Genomic DNA, 21,560 nt, shown 5'->3' on the forward strand with positions numbered 1-21,560 from the left:
TGGTGATGTCATTGCGGTTATATGGGGCTGAGAATTTTTCGAATCGAATCGCTAACAATCTAGGTCTTGTAATTGGGTCATATTCGATAATAAGATCTGGCCATCGCTTGAGTGCGTGTGGTGCCTGAGCAACCACGGCTGAGCAGTTGCCTCCTCAGTTGATCGGCTCAAAGGGCCTTGCCCTCTCTCTCCAAATCCCTTGCTGACTATGACCTGTTGCCTGAGGCAGCACGGTACTTTGTTGCCGTGGCTTTGTTGGAGAGAGCTGTGAATATTTCTGATCTGTTACACGCATCGCGTGACATCTATGTCCTGACTGAGAAGCCGAACACCAAAGTAGGTTGTTCTGATCGCTTCTGGTCTATGCGACTCGAAGGTCTTCACCATGACCATATCCGTCTTGCTGTAGACCAGCTGCGCAGCCGTTGGCCTCGCCCTATCCCTAAACATCTCGCACGCTCCATGAAGTCGGTTGCGCTTCAGGACTCACTTGCTCGTAGCCTTGGCGCCAAGTCGTACTGCGACTGGCGTGAGGTCGAGCAACATAAGATTACTGACCTTCTGTCCGCGCACGGTTTGTCAGTGCCTAGCGATCTCATTAAGTGGCCATATTCTCCGAGGGGTGGTGGATTTCTAACGGCTCGACAGGTTGCGGATCGGCTTTTCAATTCGGGTCTGCCACTGCCAAAGCGAATCTTTACCGGTGTGGGATCTTGCCTGTTTGCCCCTCGTGCATACGGTCGCCTGGATCTTGACCAGGTAGCTAGTTGCGCATTGTGGACAGACCAGCAGAGATACGCTTTTTGTGAGCAGCATGAGGATGAGATCCTCTTGCGTGCAGAGTACATGCAGGATGGTTGCGGTCTCGATTATCTCGATATGACAGGCCGGATGTTGATGCTCAACGCGGTAAGCGAGTTTATCGGCTGTATGTACAACATGATGGGCAGTAACCTCATGGAGCCTGCAGCGGGTGACCCGGTGATGCGCAGTTACAACATGTCCGAGGAGGATCTGGCGTTTGAGCTGCAACTGTTGCGGCTGTTCCGTAAAGAGATTGAAGGCTCCGATGATGGTTGGGTGGACGTGCTGCCTGTTCCTGGAAATTCCAATCTCATCTTCCTGAAAGGTGCTAACGGCACTTTTGACTGGGTCATTCGTGATCAGCGCGACAAGGAATTTTCCTCCAACCCGCTTCACCCGTTCTTCAAGAAGGACGAGGTGCCCAAGGCGATGGACCAAAGCAAGCTGGATGGGCATTTGTATTTCGCAACCGGCACATGGGCGGAAAAGCTGGAGCACGATGCGGAGTCGCGTCATTACGCAGAAGGGGGAACGGCGGCCAATTGGCCTGGTTATGCGAAGCTTATTCAGCGCGAGCTTATTGCGAGCCAGGGGTACCGGTTTCCACGCACTGAAACCGGGGTCGCATCCGATGAATTTATCCCGCATCGGCTTGGCGAGAGCTGCTTGATGGTGTCACCCCTCGTTACGATCGCTGATTTTTTTGATTTTTGTAGCAGGTCAGACTGGGGGCACACCAGGCAAGAGAAAGCTCAAAAAACACGTAACAAGAAAATCGGTGATCTGGGCGCTATCAACATGGAGTTGAGTGATCTTCCAGTGAGCGTAACCTGGCTGGATGCTGTCGCGTATTGCCATGACTACGAGCAGCGGATGGGGCTTCCTGTTCGGCTGCTGACCATCGAAGATTGGCAGCAGGTTGCCCCTCCACCGATGGACTTCAGTCATGTTTCATCAGTGCGCTCCTTTGTCGTCAAGAATGGAGAGATGCCTGACGACCCCATCTACGGGCAATTGGGCTGGGGCATTGTTGGTGGCGATGGCAAGCTGGGCGGTAACTCTTCGCATCGATACCGCCCCGACGGCTCCATGCACTACGGGCCGAACCTGAAGTGGGTCGATAACGACGAAGGAGTCCCATTCCTCTCGGTACCGGGTTTCGGCGAGTGGTTGTCTGACTATCAGCATGGATCTGCGCCGATTGCCTCTGTAGCAACCGGTCAATCTATTGTTGGTGGCTCAATTGAGCGCAATCTCTGCCCTGTTCATATGACGATGAGCTACAAGGGCGTCAAGGTCGGGTTCCGACTTTGCTACGTCGCTCATCTCGACGCCTAACCCTCTTTCACTAGGAGCTGAATAATGGTGTATCTCCGACGTGAAGAGGGGACTGTGTGTCCTCAGGTCTCCGAATTGGTTATCAACTGGCACATCACTGAAGCCTGTAACTACAAGTGCCGCTACTGCTACGCGAAATGGGATGGTGCCGGCGGGGAGTTGCTGCATGACTGGAGTCGCGTCCGTAATTTGCTCGATGAACTGCAGGCATTCTTTCATCCGGGGAACGATGCCAATCCGCTCACTCAGCACATGTCGTGGTCCAGCATTCGTTTGAACCTGGCCGGTGGAGAGCCGCTGCTGTATCAAGATGCTTCGCTTCGCGTGCTGGATTACGCGAGGAGCAAGGGAATGACGACTTCCATTATCACCAATGGTAGCCGGCTCACTAACGACTTGATTGACCGACTCGCACCGCTGGTTTCCATGCTCGGACTGAGTCTGGATTCAGCGGATCCTACCAAGAACATCGGCATTGGTCGCGTCGACAGCCGTGGTTCTTTGCTGGACGTGGACTCGCTCCCGGAAATGCTAGTGCGCGCAAAGTCGCAGAATTCGGCTCTGCGATTGAAAGTCAATACAGTGGTCAATGCGCTGAACCACCAAGAAGACATGTCGCCGATCATGCATGCGCTTGTGCCACATCGATGGAAAGTGTTGCGCATGCTGCAGGTAGTAACCAGTGATCTGGCGGTTTCTTCTGAGGACTTTCTCGCCTTCGTTGCGCGGCATGACGCTTTTCATGACGTGATGTGTGTTGAGGGTAATGATGACATGACTGAGTCGTACATTATGATCGACCCGCTGGGCCGCTTCTTTCAGAACACAGCCGGCCAGAAGGGTTACCACTACAGCAACCCTATTGATGTGATTGGTGTGGAGCGTGCGTTCAGCGAATGGCGCTTTTCGGCCGGCGCATATGCTGCGAGGTATCGGGATGCATTGGTGGTGGGGCGATAATGAGAAGATACAGCTCATCCAAGGACATCAATCTGCTGATTAGGAGTCTTCTCGCTGAGGGTTGGTCATATCAGTCGGGGCGCTCTCATGGCCGCATTCGCCCGCCCGAAGGAAGAGGTTTTGTCAGCGTGCCTTCCACTCCAAGCGATTACCGCGCATTTGATAACTTCTTGCATGCTGTCAGGCGTCTGGTGAGTACTATCCATTCCGTGCCAGATACTTAGCACTTGTTGGGTGTCCCTGACCTGGAACGGCACTGCTTGCTCCTGGTCAGGGATAAGCTTGTCAGCGTATCGAAACGACTTTCCTGTCCCGATTTTCCGTCATTGCTGACACTGACAGATTTCCGGTTGCTGCTTCCTGAATGTGTTCGCTCCACCAGGCCATCATCGGTCGTCTGCGTTCGATGTAGTCCGCCCGGTTATAGGCGCTGCGAACCTCGTCTTTGTCGACGTGGGCAAGTGCTACTTCAATCAACTCAGGATCCCAGCCGTGTTCGTTGAGGATAGTGCTGGCCATTGAGCGCATGCCATGGCTTACCAGGCGCCCTTCGAAGCCCATACGCTTTAATGCCATGTTGGCAGTCTGGCTGTTGCAGTGGGTTCGAGGGTTCCGGTCTGCAGGAAACACGTATTCCCGGTGTCCGCTGTAGGGTTTGATTGCCTCCAAAAGCGCCAGTGCTTGCTCAGTGAGCGGCACGATATGTATGCGGCGCTTTTTCATGCGTTCAGCTGGGATCGTCCAAATACGCTTTTCGAAGTCGATATCGGCCCAGCGGGTGGTGGCTGCTTCTGCTGGACGGGTCATGGTGTTGAGCTGCCATTCGATTAGGCAGCGTGTCGTCCTTTTTATGCTGGCATTGGCAATTGCCACCATGAGCTCTTTCAGCTCATCGGGAGCGAGTGCAGCCATGTTTTTCTTTTTCGGCTTCTTGAAGACTGAGCGAATCCCGCTGAGCGGATTTGCGTGAATGAGTCCTGAGTTGACCCCATAGGTCATGATCTCGTTGAGGCGCTGTGACAGCCGTTTAACGGTTTCAAGGCTGCCTTTGGTTTCGAGTGGCCGAAGCAGGTTGATGACTTGTGGTGCGCTGAGGGCTGAGATCGGTGTGGTGCCTAAATCCGGAAAAACATGCAGCGTCAGCGAACGCCAGATGTCCTCAGCATAAGCTGGCGTTACTGAGTCTTTTTTGAGCTCGTACCAAGCCGTCGCTACGTTCTGAAAAGTATGTTCGGTTTCAGCCTTCTTAGCCTGCTTCAGGGTATCTCGCTGCTCTTTCGGATCAATACCAGTAGCAAGGAGCTCCCTTGCCTCAATGGTCATTTTCCTTGCTCGGGCAAGAGATAGCTCAGGGTATGCGCCAAGGCCCATGTTGATGCGCTTCTTGGTTACAGGATGGTAGTAGTTAAAGTTCCATAGCTTAGAGCCATTGATTCTCACTCGCATCTGCAGGCCGTCGCCATCGACCAGGACGTAATCCTTCTCTAAAGGCTTGGCGGCTTTGATCTTGAGTTCAGAAAGGCGAGTAGCTTGAGCGCACATTGGTATTCCATGGAGGGTTTTGGTATTCCAAAAATTAGCACCTGTGGGCTTGGAATACCATTTGGAATACCGAAAGACATAGATCTTGTTGGACGATTGCGGACACTGATGGCGCTGAAAGCCCCGTATTTGCTGGATTTCAGGCACAAAAAAGGACGTCCGTGGACGCCCTTAGATGTATATTTGGTGGAGCCGGGGGGATTTGAACCCCCGTCCGCCAGTACTCCGCTGTCGGTACTACATGCGTAGCCGTGTCTATTAAGTTAACCCTCAGCGACCCGACGGGCAGGGTGCTTTGGGCGAGTTGTGTAAGTTTTAGCCGCTTCGTCCACAACGTACTGCACGGCGATTCTGTTCTATATGACAATCACTTTGGGTTTACAGACATCCCCTGGTGATTGCTGGACCCGAAGGTACCAGAAGCTCAGGGCTAAGGCTGCTTACGCAGCGAGAGCGAATTCCTGGCCGTAGTTTTCGTCATTGGCAACTATAAGTAGTTGCAACAGTGGATTTACGAGTTCTGTTACCAACTCGGCATGCACCTAAAGTTTCGCAACCGGCGTCGAATCCTAAACGGCCCCGAGCCTGATGCTCTGTGAATCAAGTGAGCAGCAGGCGTACACAGTGTACGTCATCACGCCCGGGAAGGCCAACCCGAAGGTTGGTTACCACCGATCATGGGCTTGGTTGGGTGCTCTGTTTGTCAACGAGTGCCAACGCCTGCGTGGCCTCGGTGACGCATTTATTGTCGTCTCCGGAGGCTTGTGAGGCTTCGGCGCTGGACATCAGTCTTTTGATCTCCATTGAGGTGTTTGTGGCGGTCGCCGGCAGCGCATTCACTTTGCCTTTGAGCTCTTGCAACTTGCTCGTACAAAGGTTGTTGTCCGCAGCAAATACAGGAGAGGCCAGCATGGCAGCAGCTATGAACAGGCCCGCGAGTGTGGTGCGTTTCATGGGTATCTCCTTGAGCTGATGGTCTCGGTGCTGCCGTATGAGCGGACGGCCAAGCCGAGCCCGAAAAATCAGTCGCGATCTGACGGGGCCTATCTCAAAGACTACGATTCAACGCAAGAATTCGGTTTTTTCTGAAGGCGTGTCGAGCTTTTCCAGTGATGCAGCGGTTACACAGTTCCAAACCCCAGATACAACAAAACCCGCAACTGGCGGGTTTTGGTTTGCTTCGTAGCGAGCGCAGCCGGGCTTTGAGCTCCCGGCTGCCAATGCTCCGTTGTCGATGTACGCCAACGTGGCCCTAGGCCGAGTTACTTCCCGCCTTTTTTCGAGTCGGAGACGGCCTTGATGATGTCGTTGGTCTCGGCGATGCAATCATCAGTGCCTTCCTTGGTGCCTTTTGCCTGGTCGGCTTTGGCTTGCTCGACGGAGGCTTTTACCTGATCAGCCATTTCTGGAGGAATCTGTGCCTTGCCGTTTTCGATGGTTTTCAGGTTGACCGCGCAAAGGTCTTCTGCGGCGAACGAAGGGGAAGCCATAAGCGAAGCAGTAACGAACAGACCTAATAGAACGGAACGATTCATATATTTCTCCTTGGGCTTAAAGGCCAGGCGTCGCTGGCCGTCAAAACGGGCTGCCGAGTTTTTGATGTCCCACGTTTTGCAGGACTTGATCAGTGGACTGCGGTGGCACGGCAGGGTTCTATTTTTCTGCTGTAGAACTGTTGATTCCGGCAAGAAGTATTAAGGAAGGCGCATTGATGCGCCTGCCATGAGGTCCAGATTTCAGGGCTCCCTAGCCTGGGTAACGCGGTCCACCAGATAAACTAGTCCGTGGTAGTCAATGCCGCCATGTTGCGTCAGACCGATCTCACAGGTGCGGCTGGTGGAGATCCCTTCACTGCATTGTTGTACCGCATCCTTGAGCGTGCGCAACGAGTGGGCGTTCAACTCCGGCGTGGTGAAACCTTTGTCACCGGCGAAGCCGCAGCAGTGAATGCCTTCGGGAATCACCACGTTTTTGCTGCACTTGCGCGCCAGATCGATCAGCGCCTGGCTTTCCCCCAGGTGCTGCGTACTGCACGTTACGTGCACGGCAATCGGTGCGTCCTGTGGCGTGAACGCCAGGCGATCCATCAAGTGAGTGCGGATGAAACGCACCGGGTCGTACAGGTCCAGGCGGGCCTCACCCAGGTCCTGAACCAGGCGCAAGGTGCAGGGGCTGGTGTCGCAATAGATCGGGTCGAGCCCGCCACGGCTGGCGTGGAGCAGGGCACCGATCAATTCCTGTCGTTTGTGCTCGGCTTGTTCGGCATAGCCTTTGGACGCGAAGGGTTGGCCGCAGCAAAGGCTGTCCAGGTTATCCGGGAACACCACTTGGTAACCGGCCTTTTCCAGCAGGCCACGGGTCTTGTCGTGCAGCGACATTTGTTCCGTGTCACCCGCAGCCGGGCCCATGGCGCGGGATACACACGCCGCCAGATAGACCACTCGAGGGCGCGCATCGGTCACCGCTGGACTGAAACGAATGGCTTTTTCCGGTTGCGGCATCGCGTTGGTCCACTGCGGGACCTGTCCTTTGGACAGGCGCGTCAAGGTCGCCGACAACTTCGCCAGTCTTGGTGCGCCCAACAACATTCGCGCACCATTGGCCACGTGCAAGGTGAAACGTGCACTTTGCAGCGCTGTGGCGAAATTGCTTTCAAGCCAGTTGGCGGTTTTCGTATGCGTCGCTTTCCGGCTGCGGAGCTTTTTCACCAGCTCGCCGGTATTGATGCCTACGGGGCAACGTTGTGCGCAGAGGCCGGTCGCGGCACAGGTGTCGATGCCTTGATATTCATAAGCGGCTTCGAGTTCTGACGTGTCGATGCCTGCGCGCTTTTTCGCTTGAATGTCACGCCAGATCACGATGCGCTGGCGCGGGCTCAGGGTCAGTCCTTTCGACGGGCAGACCGGTTCGCAGAAGCCGCACTCGATGCACTTGTCCACAATCTCGTCAGCGGCCGGCAGCGGCTTGAGGTGTTTGAGGTGGATCTGCGGATCGTCACTGAGCACCACGTCCGGATTGAGAATGCCATTGGGGTCGAGCAAGCGCTTGAGCTGCCACATCAACTGGTAGGCATCACTGCCCCATTCCAGCTCGACGAAAGGTGCCATGTTGCGCCCGGTGCCGTGTTCGGCCTTCAGCGAACCGCCGAACTCCACCGCCACCAATTGCGCCACGTCGTCCATGAACGCCTGATAGCGTGCGACTTCTTCCGGGTTATTGAAGCCTTGGGTGAAGACGAAGTGCAGATTACCTTCCAGAGCGTGTCCGAAAAGGATCGCTTCGTCGTAGTGATGTTTGTCGAACAACTCGATCAGACGGTTGACGCCGATAGCCAGTTGTTCGACCGGGAAGGTGACGTCTTCGATGATCACCGTGGTGCCGGTCTTGCGCACCGCGCCGACGGCCGGGAAGGTGTCTTTGCGGATGGCCCAGAGACGGGCGTTTTCCTGCGGGTCTTCGGTGAAGTCGACCTGCTTTTCCACCGGAAACGCCTTCAGCGACGCCATGATTTGCGCAAGTTGTTCGTGCAGCAAGGTGGGCGACGCGGCGCGGGATTCGATCAGCAAGGCGCAGGCATTGTTCGACAGATGCTGTACGAAAGCGGGCATGCCAGGTTTGTCCTGCACTGATCGCAGGCTACGGCGGTCCAGCAGTTCCACGGCCGCCACTGGTTGGCTTTTCAGCACAGTCACAGCGTTGCAACAGGTTTCCACATCCGGGAACACGATCAACGCCGAGGCTTTGTTCGGGTGGTCGATCACGGTGTCGTAGGTCACCGCACTGATGAAGCCGAGCGTGCCCTCGGAGCCGACCAGCAAGTGGCTCAAGATATCCACAGGCTCGTCGAAATCCACCAGGGCATTGAGTGACAGGCCAGTGGTATTTTTCAGACGGTATTTGTGGCGAATTTTTGCAGCCAGTTCGGCGTTTGCGCGGGTCTCGCGACCCAATGTCGCCAGACGTTCCAGCAATGTGGCGTGAGACTGACGAAAGGCTGCAACACTGGCAGCGTCTTCAGTATCGAGACGGCTGCCGTCAGCCAGCACAAGGCGAATCCCGGCCAGGGTGTGATAGGTGTTTTGTGCCGTACCGCAGCACATGCCGCTGGCATTGTTGGCGACGATCCCGCCGATTTTGCAGGCGTTGATCGAAGCCGGGTCCGGGCCGATCTTGCGTCCGAACGGTGCCAGCCACGCGTTGGCCTGGGCGCCGATAACGCCCGGTTGCAATCGAATTTGTGTGCCTTGCCCGCGAATCTCGCGACCGTTCCAGTTATCCCCCAGCACGATCAACACCGAGTCGCTGATGGCCTGGCCGGACAGGCTGGTGCCAGCGGCGCGAAAGGTCACCGGGACCTGATCGCGCTGGGCGAGTTTCAGTAGTGCCACCACTTCATCTTCGGACTCGACGCGTATCACCAGTTTGGGAATCAGCCGGTAGAAACTCGCGTCGGTGCCGAAGGCGAGGGTTGATAACGGGTCGTCGAAACGTCGCACCTGAGGAATCAGTTGTTGCACATCACGCAGGAAAGCGGCCGGTAGACTCATTGGTCCTCCAGAATCAGCACCACCATGTCCTTCGGACCGTGGGCGCCGTACGCCAGTACTTGCTCGATGTCGGCTGTTTTCGACGGGCCGGACACCAGCAACGCGTTGGTCGGCATGCCTTGCGCCCATTCGAATTCCTGCTGCACCTGATAGAAGTTGTCGCGGATTTCACTGGCCTTGAGCAGGGCGAAATGCACGGGTGGCACCAGGCTCATCAAGCGGGGCTCTTCCCGGGTCGGCCAGATAATCAGGCTGCCCGTGGCCGCGATGGCACCGAGGGTGCCGGTCAGGCTCGCCGGGGTGTCGTTGAACAACTCGGCTTTCCATTCTTCAACCGGACGGTCGTAGGTTTTTAGCATTGGCAGGCCGGGATTGTTCGTCCAGTGCTGCGTGATCCGTTGACCGTGGGGCGTTGTCGGTGCGATCAGCAGACTCGGCAACTGGCGGTCCCGCAGCAATTGCGCGAGTAGCGTCGGCCACTCTTCGCCGGACGTCAGATGAATTTCCGTGTGTACCGCTTCCATCAACTTGCGCAACTGCGGGATACGTTGTTCCGGCGTGTAAGTGTAAGGCTGCGTCACCAGATCGACATCGAAGTCGTCAGCCACCGGTGTGGTGCCTGTCAGACTTTTGCGCAGCTTGGCGAGGATATTTTGCTTGGCACTCATCAACGGTCTCCCTGTTTGGCCAAATGTTCACGGGCCATGTCATGCAGCGAGCGGGCAGCGGGTTTCGGTGCGCTGTGGTTTTGCGTCCACGGGCCGACATTGCTCGGCGTGAGGGCGCGCAGGCGCGTGGCAAAGAAACCGAACAGGCGATAGAGCGTCGGCGAGCTGTTGAGCTTGGCCCAGGCATTCCAGATGAACCGCTCTTTGCGCGAGTACTTGCTGCCCTGGCCGCGCATCACTTGATGAGGGCTGTCCGGGGCTTTGACGTTTTCTTCCCGCAGACGCCGCAACAGTGCAGGGATCGGAATTTTCACCGGGCAAACTTCACCGCAGGCACCGCACAGCGACGATGCGCTCGGATGATCCGGCACTTTTGCCAGGCCGACCATGTGCGGGGTGATGATTTTTCCGATAGGCCCAGGGTAAACCTCCCCATAGGCGTGACCGCCGATTCGGGTGTACACCGGGCAATGATTCATACAGGCGCCGCAACGAATGCAGTTCAGGGTCTGGCGCAGTTCGCTGTCGGCAAACGCCTGGCTGCGACCGTTATCCAGCAAGACCAGGTGCACTTCTTGAGGGCCGTCGAGTTCATGCTCTTTGCGCGGGCCAGAGATCATGTTGACGTAGGTAGTGATTGGAATGCCAAGCGCCGAGCGGGTCAGCAATGACAGCAACGGCACCACGTCGCGCAGGTTTTCCACGACTTTCTCAATGCCGGTGACGGCAATGTGCACCGGCGGCACCGTGGTGGTCATGCGGCCGTTGCCTTCGTTTTCCACCAACAGCAGGGTGCCGGTTTCGGCGACGGCGAAGTTGACGCCGGAAACGCCGATGTCCGCTTCAAAGAATTTCTGCCGCAGGACCCTGCGACCGATCTGAATGAGTTGGTCTACGTCCTTGGTGTATTCCACGCCAAGTTTGTCGTGGAACAAGGACGCGACCTGACCGGCGTTCTTGTGGATCGCCGGCATGATTATGTGTGAAGGTTTCTCGTGGTCGAGCTGGACGATGTACTCGCCCATGTCCGATTCCAGGCATTCAATGCCCTGTTCAGCGAGGACATGGTTCATCTCCATCTCTTCGCTGACCATCGATTTACCCTTGATCACTTGCCGCCCCTCGTGAGCGCGGATGATCGAGAGGACGATGCCATTGGCTTCGTCCACCGTTTCCGCCCAGTGCACTGTCACACCGTTGCGGGTCAGGTTCTGTTCCAGTTGTTCGAGCAGCTCGGGCAACTTGGATAACGCACGGGCGCGGACAGCATTGCCCAGCGCGCGCAGGTGTTCTCTTTCGTGGGTATCGCTGAAAGCGGCTGCCCGTTTGGTCATCAGTGAATCCATCGCCTTGCGAAAGTTGCCTCGCAATTGCGCATCACCCAGCGCGTTGTGGGCGCGGGTGCGAAAATCTTCTTCTACGGCGACCGTAGGAATAATCGAGGAAGTGCTCATTGGGCACCCCCGGTTCGCTGCCAGAGGAAACTGGCCAGATGCTGACCGCGCAGCGCTTCTTTCTGTTTTTCCAGCGAGCCGTTGATGTTCATCAGACAGCCGCAATCGGCGCTCAAAATCTTGTGTGCGCCGGATTCCTTCAACGACCGGGTCTTGTCAGCCACCATCGCGCCGGAAATGTCTGGCATACGGACGCTGAAAGTCCCACCGAAGCCACAGCATTCACTTTCGTGACTGTGGTTGACGCGCTCCACGTTGTTCAACTGCGCCAACAACTCACGGCCGTGCAGGTGGGTGTTCATCTCGCGACGTGCCGAGCACGACGTGTGCAGCGCTACTTTTACCGGCTCGCCGCTGTCCTTGAGTTGCACCTTGCAGACGAACAGCAGGAACTCGGCGAGTTCATAGGTCCTGGCCGCCAGGGCCTGAACCTGTTGCAACGTGTCCGGCTCGTCCTTGAACAAGTCGGCATAGTGTTCGCGCAACATGCCGGCACAAGAACCTGACGGCACCACCACCGGATAGTCACCGGCAAACAGCGCCAGTTGTGAGCGCGCCACGGTCCTTGCCTGTTCGGTGTAACCCGAGGTGTAGGCCGGTTGACCGCAGCAGCTTTGCCCTTGCGGGTACTCGACACGAATGCCTTCGCGTTCCAGCAAGTGGATCGCGTCCATCCCGGCTTCCGGGTAGAACAAGTCGACCACGCAAGTCCCGAACAGGTAGACCCGGGCCGGTTTTTCGCTGGGATATTGCCGAGGCTCGGGCAGTGGCGGGGCGACACGGGTCGCATTCGGCACAGCGTTGTAAAAAAGCTCGCTCATCAGGCGGTCTCCGGGTGGTCCCGGTTATTCGTCCGTTGAGGCCGCTGAATATAGAGAGGGAAACTTTCAGCGGCCTTACAGACCGGGGTGTGAATAGCTGACGCCGGGGTCGTGGCCCGGCGTCGGTTTTTTCTGTGTTTCTTGTAGTCCTTAGTGCACCAGCATGCCGGTGAACCAGTAGGCCTGGGCCAGTGTGATCAGGCCGACGATTGTTGCAAAGAATAGGCTGTGCTTGAGGGTGAAGCGGAACAGATCCGATTCTTTGCCCACAAGGCCCGTCGCCGCGCAGGCCACCGCGATCGACTGTGGCGAAATCATCTTGCCGGTCACGCCGCCGCTGGTGTTCGCCGCCACCAGCAAGGTGTCGTTGACGCCGATCTGGTGTGCGGTGGTTGCTTGCAGCGAGCTGAACAACGCGTTGGACGAGGTATCCGAACCGGTCAGGAACACGCCCAGCCAGCCGAGGAATGGCGAGAAGAACGGGAACGCCGCGCCAGTGCCTGCCAATACCAGGGCCATGGTCGAAGACATGCCCGAGTAGTTGGTGACGAAGGCGAAGGCCAGCACCATACCGATGGACAGGATCGGCCAGCGCAGTTCGTAGAAGGTCTCTTTCAAAGTGGTCAGACCAGTTTTGATATTGATCTTCAGCACCAGCATCGAGATCAGTGCAGAGAAGAAAATCGCCGTGCCGGTCGCGGAGATCGGGTCAAGCTTGAACACTGCCGGAAGGGCGGTTGGCGCGGCCACGATCGGTGCGACCTTGATCACCAGTTGATCCAGGTGCGGGATAGCGAAGTTGAATACGAAGCTGTACATCGAGCCGCCGGCGGCGAACATCGCCTTGAACGGCTTCAGGGTCCAGATGGTGACCAGTACGGTCAGGATCAGGAACGGCGACCAGGCCTTGAAAATTTCCCCGAGGCTGTAGGGCGACGCCACGGTGGTGCGCTTCTGGCCAAAACCGCCGACGCTGGCGCTGACCACCGAGGCGGAAACAGCACCGACGATGTGTTGGCCTGCGGCGCGTTTGGGTTGCCAGACCTTCAGGAACAAAGTCAGGGAAATCAGGCTGGCCAGGGCCGAGGTGATGTCCGGCAGTTCAGGGCCGATGAAGTTCGAGGTGAAGTATTGAGTGACGGCAAAACTCAAGCCCGCGACCAGCGCCGCCGGCCAGGTTTCACGCACGCCGCGCAGGCCATCCATCATGAACACCAGCCAGAACGGCACGAACAGCGACAGCAGCGGCAGCTGGCGACCGGTCATGGCGCCGATCTTGAAGGCGTCGATGCCGGTGACTTGCCCGGCAACGATGATCGGAATGCCCAAGGCGCCGAAGGCTACCGGCGCGGTGTTTGCGATCAGGCACAGGCCTGCGGCGTACAGCGGGTTGAACCCCAGGCCTACCAGCAGTGCCGCGGTAATCGCTACCGGTGCGCCGAAACCGGCTGCACCTTCGAGGAAGGCGCCGAAGCAGAAACCAATCAACAGCACTTGCAGGCGCTGATCGTCGGTGATCGACAGCACTGAACTGCGGATGACCTCGAACTGACCGCTCTTGACCGTCAGTTTGTAGAGGAATACCGCTGCAACGATGATCCAGGCAATCGGCCACAAGCCGTAGGCGAAGCCATATCCGGCGGCGGCGAACGCCATGTCGACCGGCATCTGGAAGGCAAAGATCGCCACCAGGATCGACAAGGCCAGCGTGATGCTGCCGGCCACGTGACCTTTCATGCGGAACACCGCCAAAGCCAGGAAGAAAAATACGATGGGGATAACAGCCGCGAGTGCGGACAGGCCGAGGCTGCCGAGCGGGCTATAGAGCTGTTGCCAGGTTTGCATATGGGGTGGCCCCTAATTGTTGTTGGTCAGGCACTGATCAGCGTTCTTGGATAATTGGTAATACCAATTTACAATCGCTGTTCGCTAGGGTAAAAGCCTTGTAGGTGGTGTGTCAATTTGCCGCCCTAAAACTTTTGTCGAATGCGAGTGCCCGCAGGGTTATTCACCGTGTTGGATCAAGTGCTGTCCGGTAGGTGCTGATGCGCTGCCGATAGACCAGAATAGAGCGCCGGCGAGCCGTCGGATCGTGGAGAAATCGAGTTATGGGGTTTGATCAGATTCGTCAGCGCCGTTTGTCTGACGATATTGTCGAGCAGCTTGAGGGCATGATCCTCGAGGGCACGCTGAAGGCGGGTGAGCGTTTGCCGGCCGAACGTGCGCTGGCCGAGCAATTCGGTGTGTCGCGTCCTTCCTTGCGTGAAGCCATTCAAAAGCTGACGGCCAAGGGGCTGCTGATCAGTCGCCAGGGCGGCGGCAATTACGTGGTGGAGTCGTTGGGCACGACCTTCAGCGATCCATTGCTGCACCTACTGGAAAGCAATCCCGAGGCTCAGCGCGACCTGTTGGAGTTTCGCCACACGCTGGAAGCGTCCTGCGCCTATTACGCGGCGCTGCGTGCCACTGATGTCGACCGCGAACGGCTGACTGCCGCTTTCAATGAATTGCAGGACTGTTACACACGCCACGACGAAGTGAGCCGTGCCGAAGAGGGGGCAGCAGATGCGAAATTCCATCTGGCAATCGCCGAGGCCAGTCATAACGCGGTGTTGTTGCACACCATTCGTGGGCTGTTCGACCTGCTCAAGCGCAACGTCGTCACCAACATCGGCGGCATGTACAAGCAGCGCACGGAAACCCGCGACATGCTGATCACACAGCATCGGGAGTTGTACCAGGCGATTATCGAAGGGCGGGCAGAGCAGGCGCGGGAAGTCTCCAGCCGACACATTTTGTATGTGCAGGAAGTGCTGGAAGAAGTGCGTCAGGAAGTGCAACGCATGGCCCGGGCGGAGCGGCGCAAGGGGACTTGATCGTTAAAGCAAAAGATCGCGGCCTGCGGCAGCTCCTACAGGGAAACAAAAACCCTAACGTAGGAGCTGCCGCAGGCTGCGATCTTTTCGATGGCGCCGCGAAACTCAGGCAGAAAAATCAGTCTTCCTTGCCCTTGTTGCGCACCGCACGCTGCAACTCGCGACCGGCATCGCGTTCGCGCTCGGTATCACGCTTGTCGTATTCCTTCTTGCCCTTGCCCAGAGCGATCTCGCACTTGACCATGTGCTTGCTCCAGTACCAGGACAGGCACACGCAGGCGTAACCCTTTTGCTGTACGGCCGTGGCCAGCTTTTCCAGCTCGCGCCGGTTGAGCAGCAATTTTCGGGTGCGGGTCGGATCCGCGATGACGTGGGTGCTGGCGGTCGTCAGGGGCGTGATGTGACTGCCGAGCAGCCAGGCTTCGCCATCCTTGAGCAGCACGTAACTGTCCACCAGCTGCAACTTGCTCGCCCGCAGACTTTTTACTTCCCAGCCGGCCAGGACCAGACCAGCCTCGAACTTATGCTCGATGAAGTAATCGTGTCGCGCCTTTTTGTTTTGCGCGATGGTCCCTGTTGGGTGTTTCTTCTGTTTAGCCATAGGGGCGGCATTATAGGGAGTTGCACGCGAGTCGGCTACGGTATCGCTACGTGCTTGAGCAGGTTGATTGAATCCCGGACAATGCGGCCTCTTTTTTGAACGCTTGGGCGTGATAACGATGTCGACAGACAAGGTTTCTGTCCACGGCAGTTGGGCTAGCCGCTGGGTCTTCATACTCGCCGCGACCGGTTCGGCCGTGGGTCTGGGTAGTATCTGGAAATTCCCCTACATGGTCGGCGTCTATGGCGGTGGTGCTTTTGTGCTGATGTTTCTGGCCTGCATTGCGCTGATCGGTGTGCCAGTCATGTTGGCGGAAACCCTGATCGGCCGGCGTGCGCGGCAGAGCCCGGCCAACGCCTTGAAGATCCTGGCGACCGAGGCAGGGCATTCGGCGAAGTGGTCGTGGGGGGCTTTTGCCGGGATGATCACGGCGTTGCTGATCCTGTCTTTCTATAGTGTGGTCGGCGGCTGGTCGCTGGACTACATCATCGACATGGGGCGTGGCGATTTTCAGGGCGCGACGCCAGATCAGGTGGGGGCTTACTTCGGCAATGTGATCGCCGATCCGTGGCGCCTGACACTTTGGCACACGATTTTCATGCTGTTGTCCGCGGTGGTGATCGCCAAGGGCGTGGTTGCCGGGCTTGAGCGCAGTTTGCGCATCATGATGCCGCTGCTGTTCGTGATGATTCTTGTATTGCTGGGTTACAGCATGACCACCGGGCATTTCATGGAGGGCGTGCATTTCATGTTCGACTTCCACCCGGAAAAGGTCATGGACGGCTTGCTGCCCGCGATGGGGCATGCCTTCTTCTCCCTGAGCGTAGGTGTCGGTTCGATCATGATCTACGGCGCCTACATGCCGAAGAACTCTTCGATTTCCGGGACCGTCGTCGGTGTGGCGCTGCTGGATACATTCGTTTCTCTGGTTGCCGGTCTGGCATTGTTTCCGATTGTGTTCGCTGCGGGCCTGAATCCGAGCGAAGGGCCGGGCCTGATGTTCGTCAGCCTGCCTTTTGCCTTCGGTAACGTCGCGTTCGGACAGTTGATGGGCGTGGTGTTCTTCGTGCTGGTGGCGGTGGCGGCCTGGAGTTCGGCAATTTCCCTGCTCGAACCCATGGTGGCTTACCTGGTTGAGCGCACTAAAGTCAGTCGAGCGTGGGTGACTTTCTGGTTGGCCTTCAGTTGCTGGTTTGTGGGACTGGGCACGGTGTTCTCCTTCAATATCTGGAAGGAAGCCAAGTTCTTCGTGAACGAAGGCGGCATGTTCCACCTCTACCAATGGGGCGCGGCCGGTGGTCTCGACTTCTTCGGTGTGATCGATTTCTTCACCTCGCGACTCATGTTGCCGCTTGGCGGTTTGTGTTTCGTGGTGTTCGCAGGCTGGATCATGGGGCGTGAAGCGGTGCGTGACGAGTTGTCGATTCGCAACCCTGCGCTGTTTGCCCTGTCCTTGTTCTTGATGCGCTATGTGGCGCCCATCGGCATTCTCGTAGTGTTTGCCGCCCAGTTGTGGAAATGACGCTGACATGACGACACATATTTCACGTTCGGCCTTGCTGCCGTATCCGGCGCAAGCGCTGTATGACCTGGTCAACGACGTGGCGCGTTATCCGGAGTTTCTGCCGTGGTGCTCGACGGCAGAAGTTCTGGAAAGCTCTCCTGAACACATGCGCGCCAGTGTAGGCGTGGCGAAGGGCGGTCTTAGCCAGCATTTTGTGACGCGCAATACGCTGGTGCCGGGGCAGTCGATCGAGATGAATCTTGAGGAGGGTCCATTCAACCAGTTACATGGTGTGTGGACGTTCAAGCCTTTGGGTGAAAAGGCCTGCAAGATCAGCCTGGATTTGTCGTTCGACTACGCCGGGCCGCTGGTTCGCGCGACTTTGGGGCCGTTGTTCAATCAGGCGACCAATACCCTGGTGGATGCGTTCTGCCAGCGGGCCAAACAGATCTATGGTTAATGCCATGATCGAGGTCGAAGTGGTGTATGCCGCTGTTGACCGGCAGATTTTGATCACGGTGACGGTGCCCGCCGGGACGACGCTGCGGGCGGCTTTACTCAAGTCCGGGGTAGGTGGCGAGTTTCCGAAATTGGATCTGGCCGATTGTCCCGTGGGGATTTTCGGCAAAGTGATTGCGGACCCTGATAGCCGCATGGTGCAAGCGGGGGATCGCATCGAGATCTATCGACCGTTGTTGGCCGATCCCAAAGAGGTCCGTCGACTGCGTGCCGCCAAGGCTGCCGAGGCCAAATCCCGGAATCAGTGAGCCGCTCAAATCGCAGGCAATAAAAAACCCGGATTAACCGGGTTTTTTATTGCGTCGCAAATTATTGCGGCGTGGTGTCCAGAGGCTCTGGTGTCGGGACCGGAACGGTTTCTACACCGTCGACGTCCTTCTGGATCTGATCCAGCAACGAGCCTGGCTTGACCGGTTTTTCCGGTTTTGGCTTCTCGACGACTTCTGCCGGCGCGCTGACGCTCGTGTCAGCGTCTTTGCCGAGAATGGCTTCGTCGCGGCTCACGCCCGGCATGAAATCGCCAGAGAGGCTGACAAGCTGATCATTTGGGTTGAAGATAACGCTAATGCGTTCCTGTTGGCGTTCACCGCCACCCGGTTGCAGGCTGTACAGATAATCCCAGCGATCGGCATGGAACGTGTCGGTCAGCAGAGGGTTGCCCATGATAAACCGTACTTGCTTACGGGTCATTCCCGGGCGTAACTGGTCTATCATGTCCTGCGTGACGACATTGCCCTGCTGGATGTCGATTTTGTAAACCCCGGGGAATGAACAACCGGCGAGTGCGAGCAGTCCCACAAAGGTGAAACTGGTTAGCAAGAGCTTGGTGTTTTGCATCGGTGGGCGACTTCCACTATCTTGGCTGGGACAACGTAAACGCCGATCATACCCGCATTAAGAGAAGCTGCGAAGCAGCATCGCGAGAAAGCTGACCATGGTTGAAAATAGCGAACTACGCAAAGCCGGCCTCAAAGTGACCCTACCACGGGTCAAAATTCTGCAAATGCTCGATTCCGCCGAGCAACGCCACATGAGTGCCGAGGATGTCTACAAGGCCCTTATGGAGGCTGGTGAGGACGTCGGTCTGGCCACGGTTTACCGTGTTCTGACCCAGTTCGAGGCAGCTGGCCTTGTGGTGCGACATAACTTCGATGGAGGCCATGCGGTCTTCGAGCTGGACGACGGCAAGCATCACGACCATATGGTCAACGTCGAAACCAGCGAAGTGATCGAATTCTTCGACGAAGAAATCGAGCGGCTTCAGAAAGCAATCGTCGACAAGTATGGCTTCGAGATGGTTGATCACAATCTGGTGCTGTACGTACGCAAGAAAAAGTAAGCATGTCGCGCGAACATTCAGTTCGCGAAACGAACGAAGGCGACCCCAGGGTCGCCTTCGTGCTTTCTGCTGTACGGATTGTACGTGGTCCTTGTCCGCGTTATGCCTTTGCGGTAACGACCATCTTTTTCGCGTGAGCCAGGGATTCCTTGGTGAGGTCGATGCCTCCCAGCATCCGCGCGACTTCTTCGATACGATCGTTCTTGCTCAGCTTCGACACGGCTGTGCGGGTCGCATCCTCGCCGCGAACCTTGTGCACAAACAAATGTTGATGGCCCTGCGCCGCCACTTGCGGCAAGTGGGTCACGGTCAGCACCTGTCCGCGCTCGCCGAGTCGACGCAGTAACTGGCCGACAATTTCCGCCGTCGGGCCGCCGATACCGACGTCCACTTCGTCGAACACCAGGGTCGGTATGCGGGAGGTCTGTGCAGTAATCACCTGAATCGCCAGGCTGATCCGCGACAGCTCGCCTCCGGATGCCACTTTCGCCAGGGCTTTCAGTGGTTGGCCGGGGTTGGCGCTGACCAGTAATTCGACCTGTTCCAGGCCATTCGGCAGCAATTCGGCACTGGTGTTGGGGCGAAGCTCGATGGTGAAGCGTCCGCCTGGCATACCCAGTCTTTGGATTTCCTGCTCCACGGCACTGGCCAGGCTGCTTGAGGCTTGATGGCGCAGATCGCTCAGCTCCCGAGCCTTTTCCTGATAGTGGCGGGCGTAGGACGACAATTCGTCGCTCAATCGCTCGATGGATTCGTCATTGGCATTCAGGGTTTCGATTTCATCCAGCAGCTTCTGCTGCATCTCGGCGAGTTCAGTTGGCTGGATTCGATGCTTGCGGGCCAGGGTGTAGATCGCATCAAGCCGCTCTTCGAGGTATTGAAGTCGCGACGGATCGGCGTCGAAGTTGTCCAGGAAGCGGTTCAGCTCGCCGACCGCTTCTTCGACCTGAATCTGCGCGCTGGTCAGCAAGCTGCTGGCTTCGCCCAGTGCGCCGATGGAGTTGTTCACGCTCGACAGTCGATTGAGGCTGGCAGTAAGGGCGTTCAGCACATTTCCTGAATCACTTTCGCTGCATTGCTCGACAACTTGGCGGCAGATTCCCAGCAGGGTTTCTGCATTGGTCAGGTTCTTGTGTTCCTGTTCCAGGTTCTCCAGCTCATTGTCGCCTAGGCCAAGGTTTTCCAGCTCTTCGAGCTGATAACTCAAGAGTTGATGGCGGGCGCGCTGTTCGTCACCGGAATTGGAGAGACGCTCCAGTTCCTGGCGGGTTTGGCGCCAGCGCTGGGCGGCAAGTTGAACCTGTCGGGCAAGGTCAGTAGCGCCGGCGTACTCGTCGAGCAGGCGACGGTGGGTGTCGGTCTTGAGCAGGGATTGGTGTTCGTGCTGGCTGTGGATGTCGATCAGCAGCTCGCCCAGCGCCTTGAGGTCGCCCAGGGGGCAGGGCGTGCCATTGATGTAGCCGCGAGAGCGCCCTTCGGAGGTGATGACCCGGCGCAGGATGCACGGGCCGTCGTTCTCGAGATCGCGCTCGGCCAGCCAGGCGCTGGCTTCCGGAATGTCGGCCAGATCGAACGTGGCCAGGATGTCGGCCTTGTCGGCGCCGGGGCGCACCACGCCGCTGTCGGCGCGATCACCCAGGGTCAGGCCCAATGCATCGAGCATGATCGACTTGCCCGCACCGGTTTCCCCTGTGATCACGCTCATTCCGCGATCAAGTTCGAGGTCGAGATGTTCAACGATGGCGTAGTTGTGTACGGACAGGTGCACCAGCATGTGGGCCGCTCCCAGGTGTTAGGTCTGGTTATTTATACAGTGTTTTGTTTCTGGCTGACAATGCCCCTCGTTAGCTCGATTTGCTCGATCCGACGAAAGCCCTGGCGCGCAGGGGAATGACAATGCAGTTAATTTTTGTGGGGTTAATGATAGGTACCCCTTGAAGCCCGATTTTGCGGCCCCATATAGCTGGGCAGAAGCGCGAGTTGAGCTCGCGGAAGAAATTGAAAGGAGAAATCTATGGCTGACGAACAGACAGTGGATACGCAAAACCCAGACGCCAACCAGGCGCCCGAGGCTTCGGGTGATGACCTGGCGGCTCGTGTACAAGTGCTCGAAGAGCAACTGGCAGGCGCTCAGGATCAGGCTTTGCGTGTAGCCGCCGATCTGCAGAACGTCCGCCGTCGCGCCGAACAGGATGTGGAAAAGGCTCACAAGTTCGCGCTGGAAAAATTCGCCAGCGACCTGCTGCCGATCGTCGACAGCCTGGAGCGTGGTCTGGAATTGTCCAGCCCGGATGACGAAAGCATCCGTCCGATGCGCGAAGGCATCGAGCTGACCCTGAAAATGTTCCACGACACCCTCAAGCGTTATCAGCTTGAAGCGATCGATCCGCATGGCGAACCGTTCAACGCCGTTCACCATCAGGCGATGGCCATGCAGGAAAGCGCTGATGTCGAGCCGAACAGTGTTTTGAAGGTGTTCCAGAAGGGCTATCAGCTCAATGGTCGCCTGCTGCGCCCGGCGATGGTCGTGGTCAGCAAGGCGCCTGCGCCGGTTTCGCCTTCGATTGATGAGCAGGCTTGAAATCCG

19 protein-coding genes and 1 other RNA gene are annotated in these 21,560 nt (G+C 57.3%); 8 read left to right on the top strand and 12 right to left on the bottom strand.

Annotated elements, in window-relative coordinates; genetic code table 11:
• Window positions 1-267: 267 nt before the first annotated feature.
• Both CKW19_RS13850 and CKW19_RS13855 read left to right on the top strand, forming a co-directional pair.
• Window positions 268-2,142, top strand: a complete 1,875-nt coding sequence (locus CKW19_RS13850; RefSeq protein WP_143498528.1) for a hypothetical protein — start codon at window positions 268-270, stop codon at window positions 2,140-2,142.
• A gap of 75 nt (window positions 2,143-2,217) precedes the next feature.
• Entirely contained in the window at window positions 2,218-3,102 is an 885-nt protein-coding gene (locus tag CKW19_RS13855) for a viperin family antiviral radical SAM protein (RefSeq protein WP_218232090.1), read from the top strand.
• Window positions 3,103-3,387: 285 nt separating this feature from the next.
• On the opposite strand, the gene CKW19_RS13865 is transcribed toward CKW19_RS13855, so the two are convergent.
• From CKW19_RS13865 to CKW19_RS13905, 9 genes are all read right to left on the bottom strand, one after another.
• Window positions 3,388-4,644, bottom strand: coding sequence for an integrase domain-containing protein (locus tag CKW19_RS13865; protein ID WP_095058351.1), 1,257 nt, complete (start codon window positions 4,642-4,644; stop codon window positions 3,388-3,390).
• Between the two features lie 184 nt (window positions 4,645-4,828).
• Window positions 4,829-5,225, bottom strand: a transfer-messenger RNA (tmRNA) gene (gene ssrA / locus CKW19_RS13870).
• Window positions 5,226-5,319: 94 nt separating this feature from the next.
• Window positions 5,320-5,598, bottom strand: coding sequence for a hypothetical protein (locus CKW19_RS13875; protein WP_095058352.1), 279 nt, complete (start codon window positions 5,596-5,598; stop codon window positions 5,320-5,322).
• 308 nt (window positions 5,599-5,906) lie between these two features.
• Window positions 5,907-6,179, bottom strand: coding sequence for a hypothetical protein (locus CKW19_RS13880; RefSeq protein ID WP_095058353.1), 273 nt, complete (start codon window positions 6,177-6,179; stop codon window positions 5,907-5,909).
• Window positions 6,180-6,380: 201 nt separating this feature from the next.
• Entirely contained in the window at window positions 6,381-9,191 is a 2,811-nt protein-coding gene (locus tag CKW19_RS13885) for an FAD-binding and (Fe-S)-binding domain-containing protein (RefSeq protein ID WP_095058354.1), read from the bottom strand.
• Entirely contained in the window at window positions 9,188-9,859 is a 672-nt protein-coding gene (locus tag CKW19_RS13890; protein WP_095058355.1) for a lactate utilization protein C, read from the bottom strand. The genes CKW19_RS13885 and CKW19_RS13890 overlap by 4 nt, the downstream gene beginning before the upstream one ends.
• Entirely contained in the window at window positions 9,859-11,313 is a 1,455-nt protein-coding gene (locus CKW19_RS13895; RefSeq protein WP_095058356.1) for a LutB/LldF family L-lactate oxidation iron-sulfur protein, read from the bottom strand. Before CKW19_RS13895 ends, CKW19_RS13890 begins: the two co-directional genes overlap by 1 nt.
• A complete protein-coding gene (locus tag CKW19_RS13900; RefSeq protein WP_095058357.1) occupies window positions 11,310-12,134 on the bottom strand; it encodes a (Fe-S)-binding protein in 825 nt (274 codons plus the stop codon). The genes CKW19_RS13895 and CKW19_RS13900 overlap by 4 nt, the downstream gene beginning before the upstream one ends.
• Window positions 12,135-12,284: 150 nt before the next feature.
• Window positions 12,285-13,979: a lactate permease LctP family transporter gene (locus tag CKW19_RS13905; RefSeq protein WP_095058358.1), complete on the bottom strand. Its 1,695-nt coding sequence runs from the start codon at window positions 13,977-13,979 to the stop codon at window positions 12,285-12,287.
• A 263-nt stretch (window positions 13,980-14,242) separates the two neighbouring features.
• On the opposite strand from CKW19_RS13905, the gene CKW19_RS13910 reads away from it, so the two are divergent.
• Window positions 14,243-15,010, top strand: coding sequence for an FCD domain-containing protein (locus CKW19_RS13910; RefSeq protein ID WP_095058359.1), 768 nt, complete (start codon window positions 14,243-14,245; stop codon window positions 15,008-15,010).
• A gap of 118 nt (window positions 15,011-15,128) precedes the next feature.
• Here the strand turns inward: CKW19_RS13910 and smpB are convergent, their stop codons facing one another.
• Window positions 15,129-15,611, bottom strand: coding sequence for an SsrA-binding protein SmpB (smpB, locus tag CKW19_RS13915; protein ID WP_095058360.1), 483 nt, complete (start codon window positions 15,609-15,611; stop codon window positions 15,129-15,131).
• 118 nt (window positions 15,612-15,729) lie between these two features.
• Here smpB and CKW19_RS13920 point away from each other — a divergent pair, with 118 nt between their 5' ends.
• Genes CKW19_RS13920 through CKW19_RS13930 form a run of 3 tightly spaced genes read left to right on the top strand, consistent with a single transcriptional unit; the run spans window position 15,730 to window position 17,882 of the window.
• Window positions 15,730-17,133 carry a sodium-dependent transporter gene (locus CKW19_RS13920; protein WP_095058361.1) on the top strand — a complete coding sequence of 468 codons (1,404 nt, stop codon included), beginning with the start codon at window positions 15,730-15,732 and terminating at the stop codon, window positions 17,131-17,133.
• A gap of 7 nt (window positions 17,134-17,140) precedes the next feature.
• Complete coding sequence (locus CKW19_RS13925; protein ID WP_095058362.1) at window positions 17,141-17,575, top strand: type II toxin-antitoxin system RatA family toxin; 435 nt, start codon at window positions 17,141-17,143, stop codon at window positions 17,573-17,575.
• Window positions 17,568-17,882 (top strand): RnfH family protein, encoded by a 315-nt coding sequence (locus CKW19_RS13930; RefSeq protein WP_095058363.1) that lies wholly within the window; start codon window positions 17,568-17,570, stop codon window positions 17,880-17,882. Before CKW19_RS13925 ends, CKW19_RS13930 begins: the two co-directional genes overlap by 8 nt.
• A gap of 61 nt (window positions 17,883-17,943) precedes the next feature.
• On the opposite strand, the gene CKW19_RS13935 is transcribed toward CKW19_RS13930, so the two are convergent.
• Window positions 17,944-18,471, bottom strand: coding sequence for an outer membrane protein assembly factor BamE (locus CKW19_RS13935; RefSeq protein WP_095058364.1), 528 nt, complete (start codon window positions 18,469-18,471; stop codon window positions 17,944-17,946).
• A gap of 97 nt (window positions 18,472-18,568) precedes the next feature.
• Here CKW19_RS13935 and fur point away from each other — a divergent pair, with 97 nt between their 5' ends.
• The gene (gene fur / locus CKW19_RS13940) at window positions 18,569-18,973 is read left to right on the top strand and encodes a ferric iron uptake transcriptional regulator (protein ID WP_003197684.1); all 405 of its coding nucleotides are present in this window, start codon (window positions 18,569-18,571) and stop codon (window positions 18,971-18,973) included.
• A 100-nt stretch (window positions 18,974-19,073) separates the two neighbouring features.
• On the opposite strand, the gene recN is transcribed toward fur, so the two are convergent.
• Window positions 19,074-20,747, bottom strand: a complete 1,674-nt coding sequence (gene recN, locus CKW19_RS13945) for a DNA repair protein RecN (protein WP_095058365.1) — start codon at window positions 20,745-20,747, stop codon at window positions 19,074-19,076.
• A gap of 240 nt (window positions 20,748-20,987) precedes the next feature.
• On the opposite strand from recN, the gene grpE reads away from it, so the two are divergent.
• Entirely contained in the window at window positions 20,988-21,554 is a 567-nt protein-coding gene (grpE, locus tag CKW19_RS13950; RefSeq protein WP_056728221.1) for a nucleotide exchange factor GrpE, read from the top strand.
• Window positions 21,555-21,560 lie beyond the last annotated feature (6 nt).

This window comes from Pseudomonas sp. Irchel s3f7 (assembly GCF_900187615.1).
Classification (GTDB): domain Bacteria; phylum Pseudomonadota; class Gammaproteobacteria; order Pseudomonadales; family Pseudomonadaceae; genus Aquipseudomonas.

Bases quoted from the DNA above. Each gene is read 5' to 3' on its own strand.
- CKW19_RS13865 (WP_095058351.1), bottom strand. From the start codon at position 4,644: ATGTGCGCTCAAGCTACTCGCCTTTCTGAACTCAAGATCAAAGCCGCC.
- CKW19_RS13875 (WP_095058352.1), bottom strand. From the start codon at position 5,598: ATGAAACGCACCACACTCGCGGGCCTGTTCATAGCTGCTGCCATGCTG.
- CKW19_RS13880 (WP_095058353.1), bottom strand. From the start codon at position 6,179: ATGAATCGTTCCGTTCTATTAGGTCTGTTCGTTACTGCTTCGCTTATG.
- CKW19_RS13885 (WP_095058354.1), bottom strand. From the start codon at position 9,191: ATGAGTCTACCGGCCGCTTTCCTGCGTGATGTGCAACAACTGATTCCT.
- CKW19_RS13890 (WP_095058355.1), bottom strand. From the start codon at position 9,859: ATGAGTGCCAAGCAAAATATCCTCGCCAAGCTGCGCAAAAGTCTGACA.
- CKW19_RS13895 (WP_095058356.1), bottom strand. From the start codon at position 11,313: ATGAGCACTTCCTCGATTATTCCTACGGTCGCCGTAGAAGAAGATTTT.
- CKW19_RS13900 (WP_095058357.1), bottom strand. From the start codon at position 12,134: ATGAGCGAGCTTTTTTACAACGCTGTGCCGAATGCGACCCGTGTCGCC.
- CKW19_RS13905 (WP_095058358.1), bottom strand. From the start codon at position 13,979: ATGCAAACCTGGCAACAGCTCTATAGCCCGCTCGGCAGCCTCGGCCTG.
- CKW19_RS13910 (WP_095058359.1), top strand. From the start codon at position 14,243: ATGGGGTTTGATCAGATTCGTCAGCGCCGTTTGTCTGACGATATTGTC.
- smpB (WP_095058360.1), bottom strand. From the start codon at position 15,611: ATGGCTAAACAGAAGAAACACCCAACAGGGACCATCGCGCAAAACAAA.
- CKW19_RS13920 (WP_095058361.1), top strand. From the start codon at position 15,730: ATGTCGACAGACAAGGTTTCTGTCCACGGCAGTTGGGCTAGCCGCTGG.
- CKW19_RS13925 (WP_095058362.1), top strand. From the start codon at position 17,141: ATGACGACACATATTTCACGTTCGGCCTTGCTGCCGTATCCGGCGCAA.
- CKW19_RS13930 (WP_095058363.1), top strand. From the start codon at position 17,568: ATGGTTAATGCCATGATCGAGGTCGAAGTGGTGTATGCCGCTGTTGAC.
- CKW19_RS13935 (WP_095058364.1), bottom strand. From the start codon at position 18,471: ATGCAAAACACCAAGCTCTTGCTAACCAGTTTCACCTTTGTGGGACTG.
- fur (WP_003197684.1), top strand. From the start codon at position 18,569: ATGGTTGAAAATAGCGAACTACGCAAAGCCGGCCTCAAAGTGACCCTA.
- recN (WP_095058365.1), bottom strand. From the start codon at position 20,747: ATGCTGGTGCACCTGTCCGTACACAACTACGCCATCGTTGAACATCTC.
- grpE (WP_056728221.1), top strand. From the start codon at position 20,988: ATGGCTGACGAACAGACAGTGGATACGCAAAACCCAGACGCCAACCAG.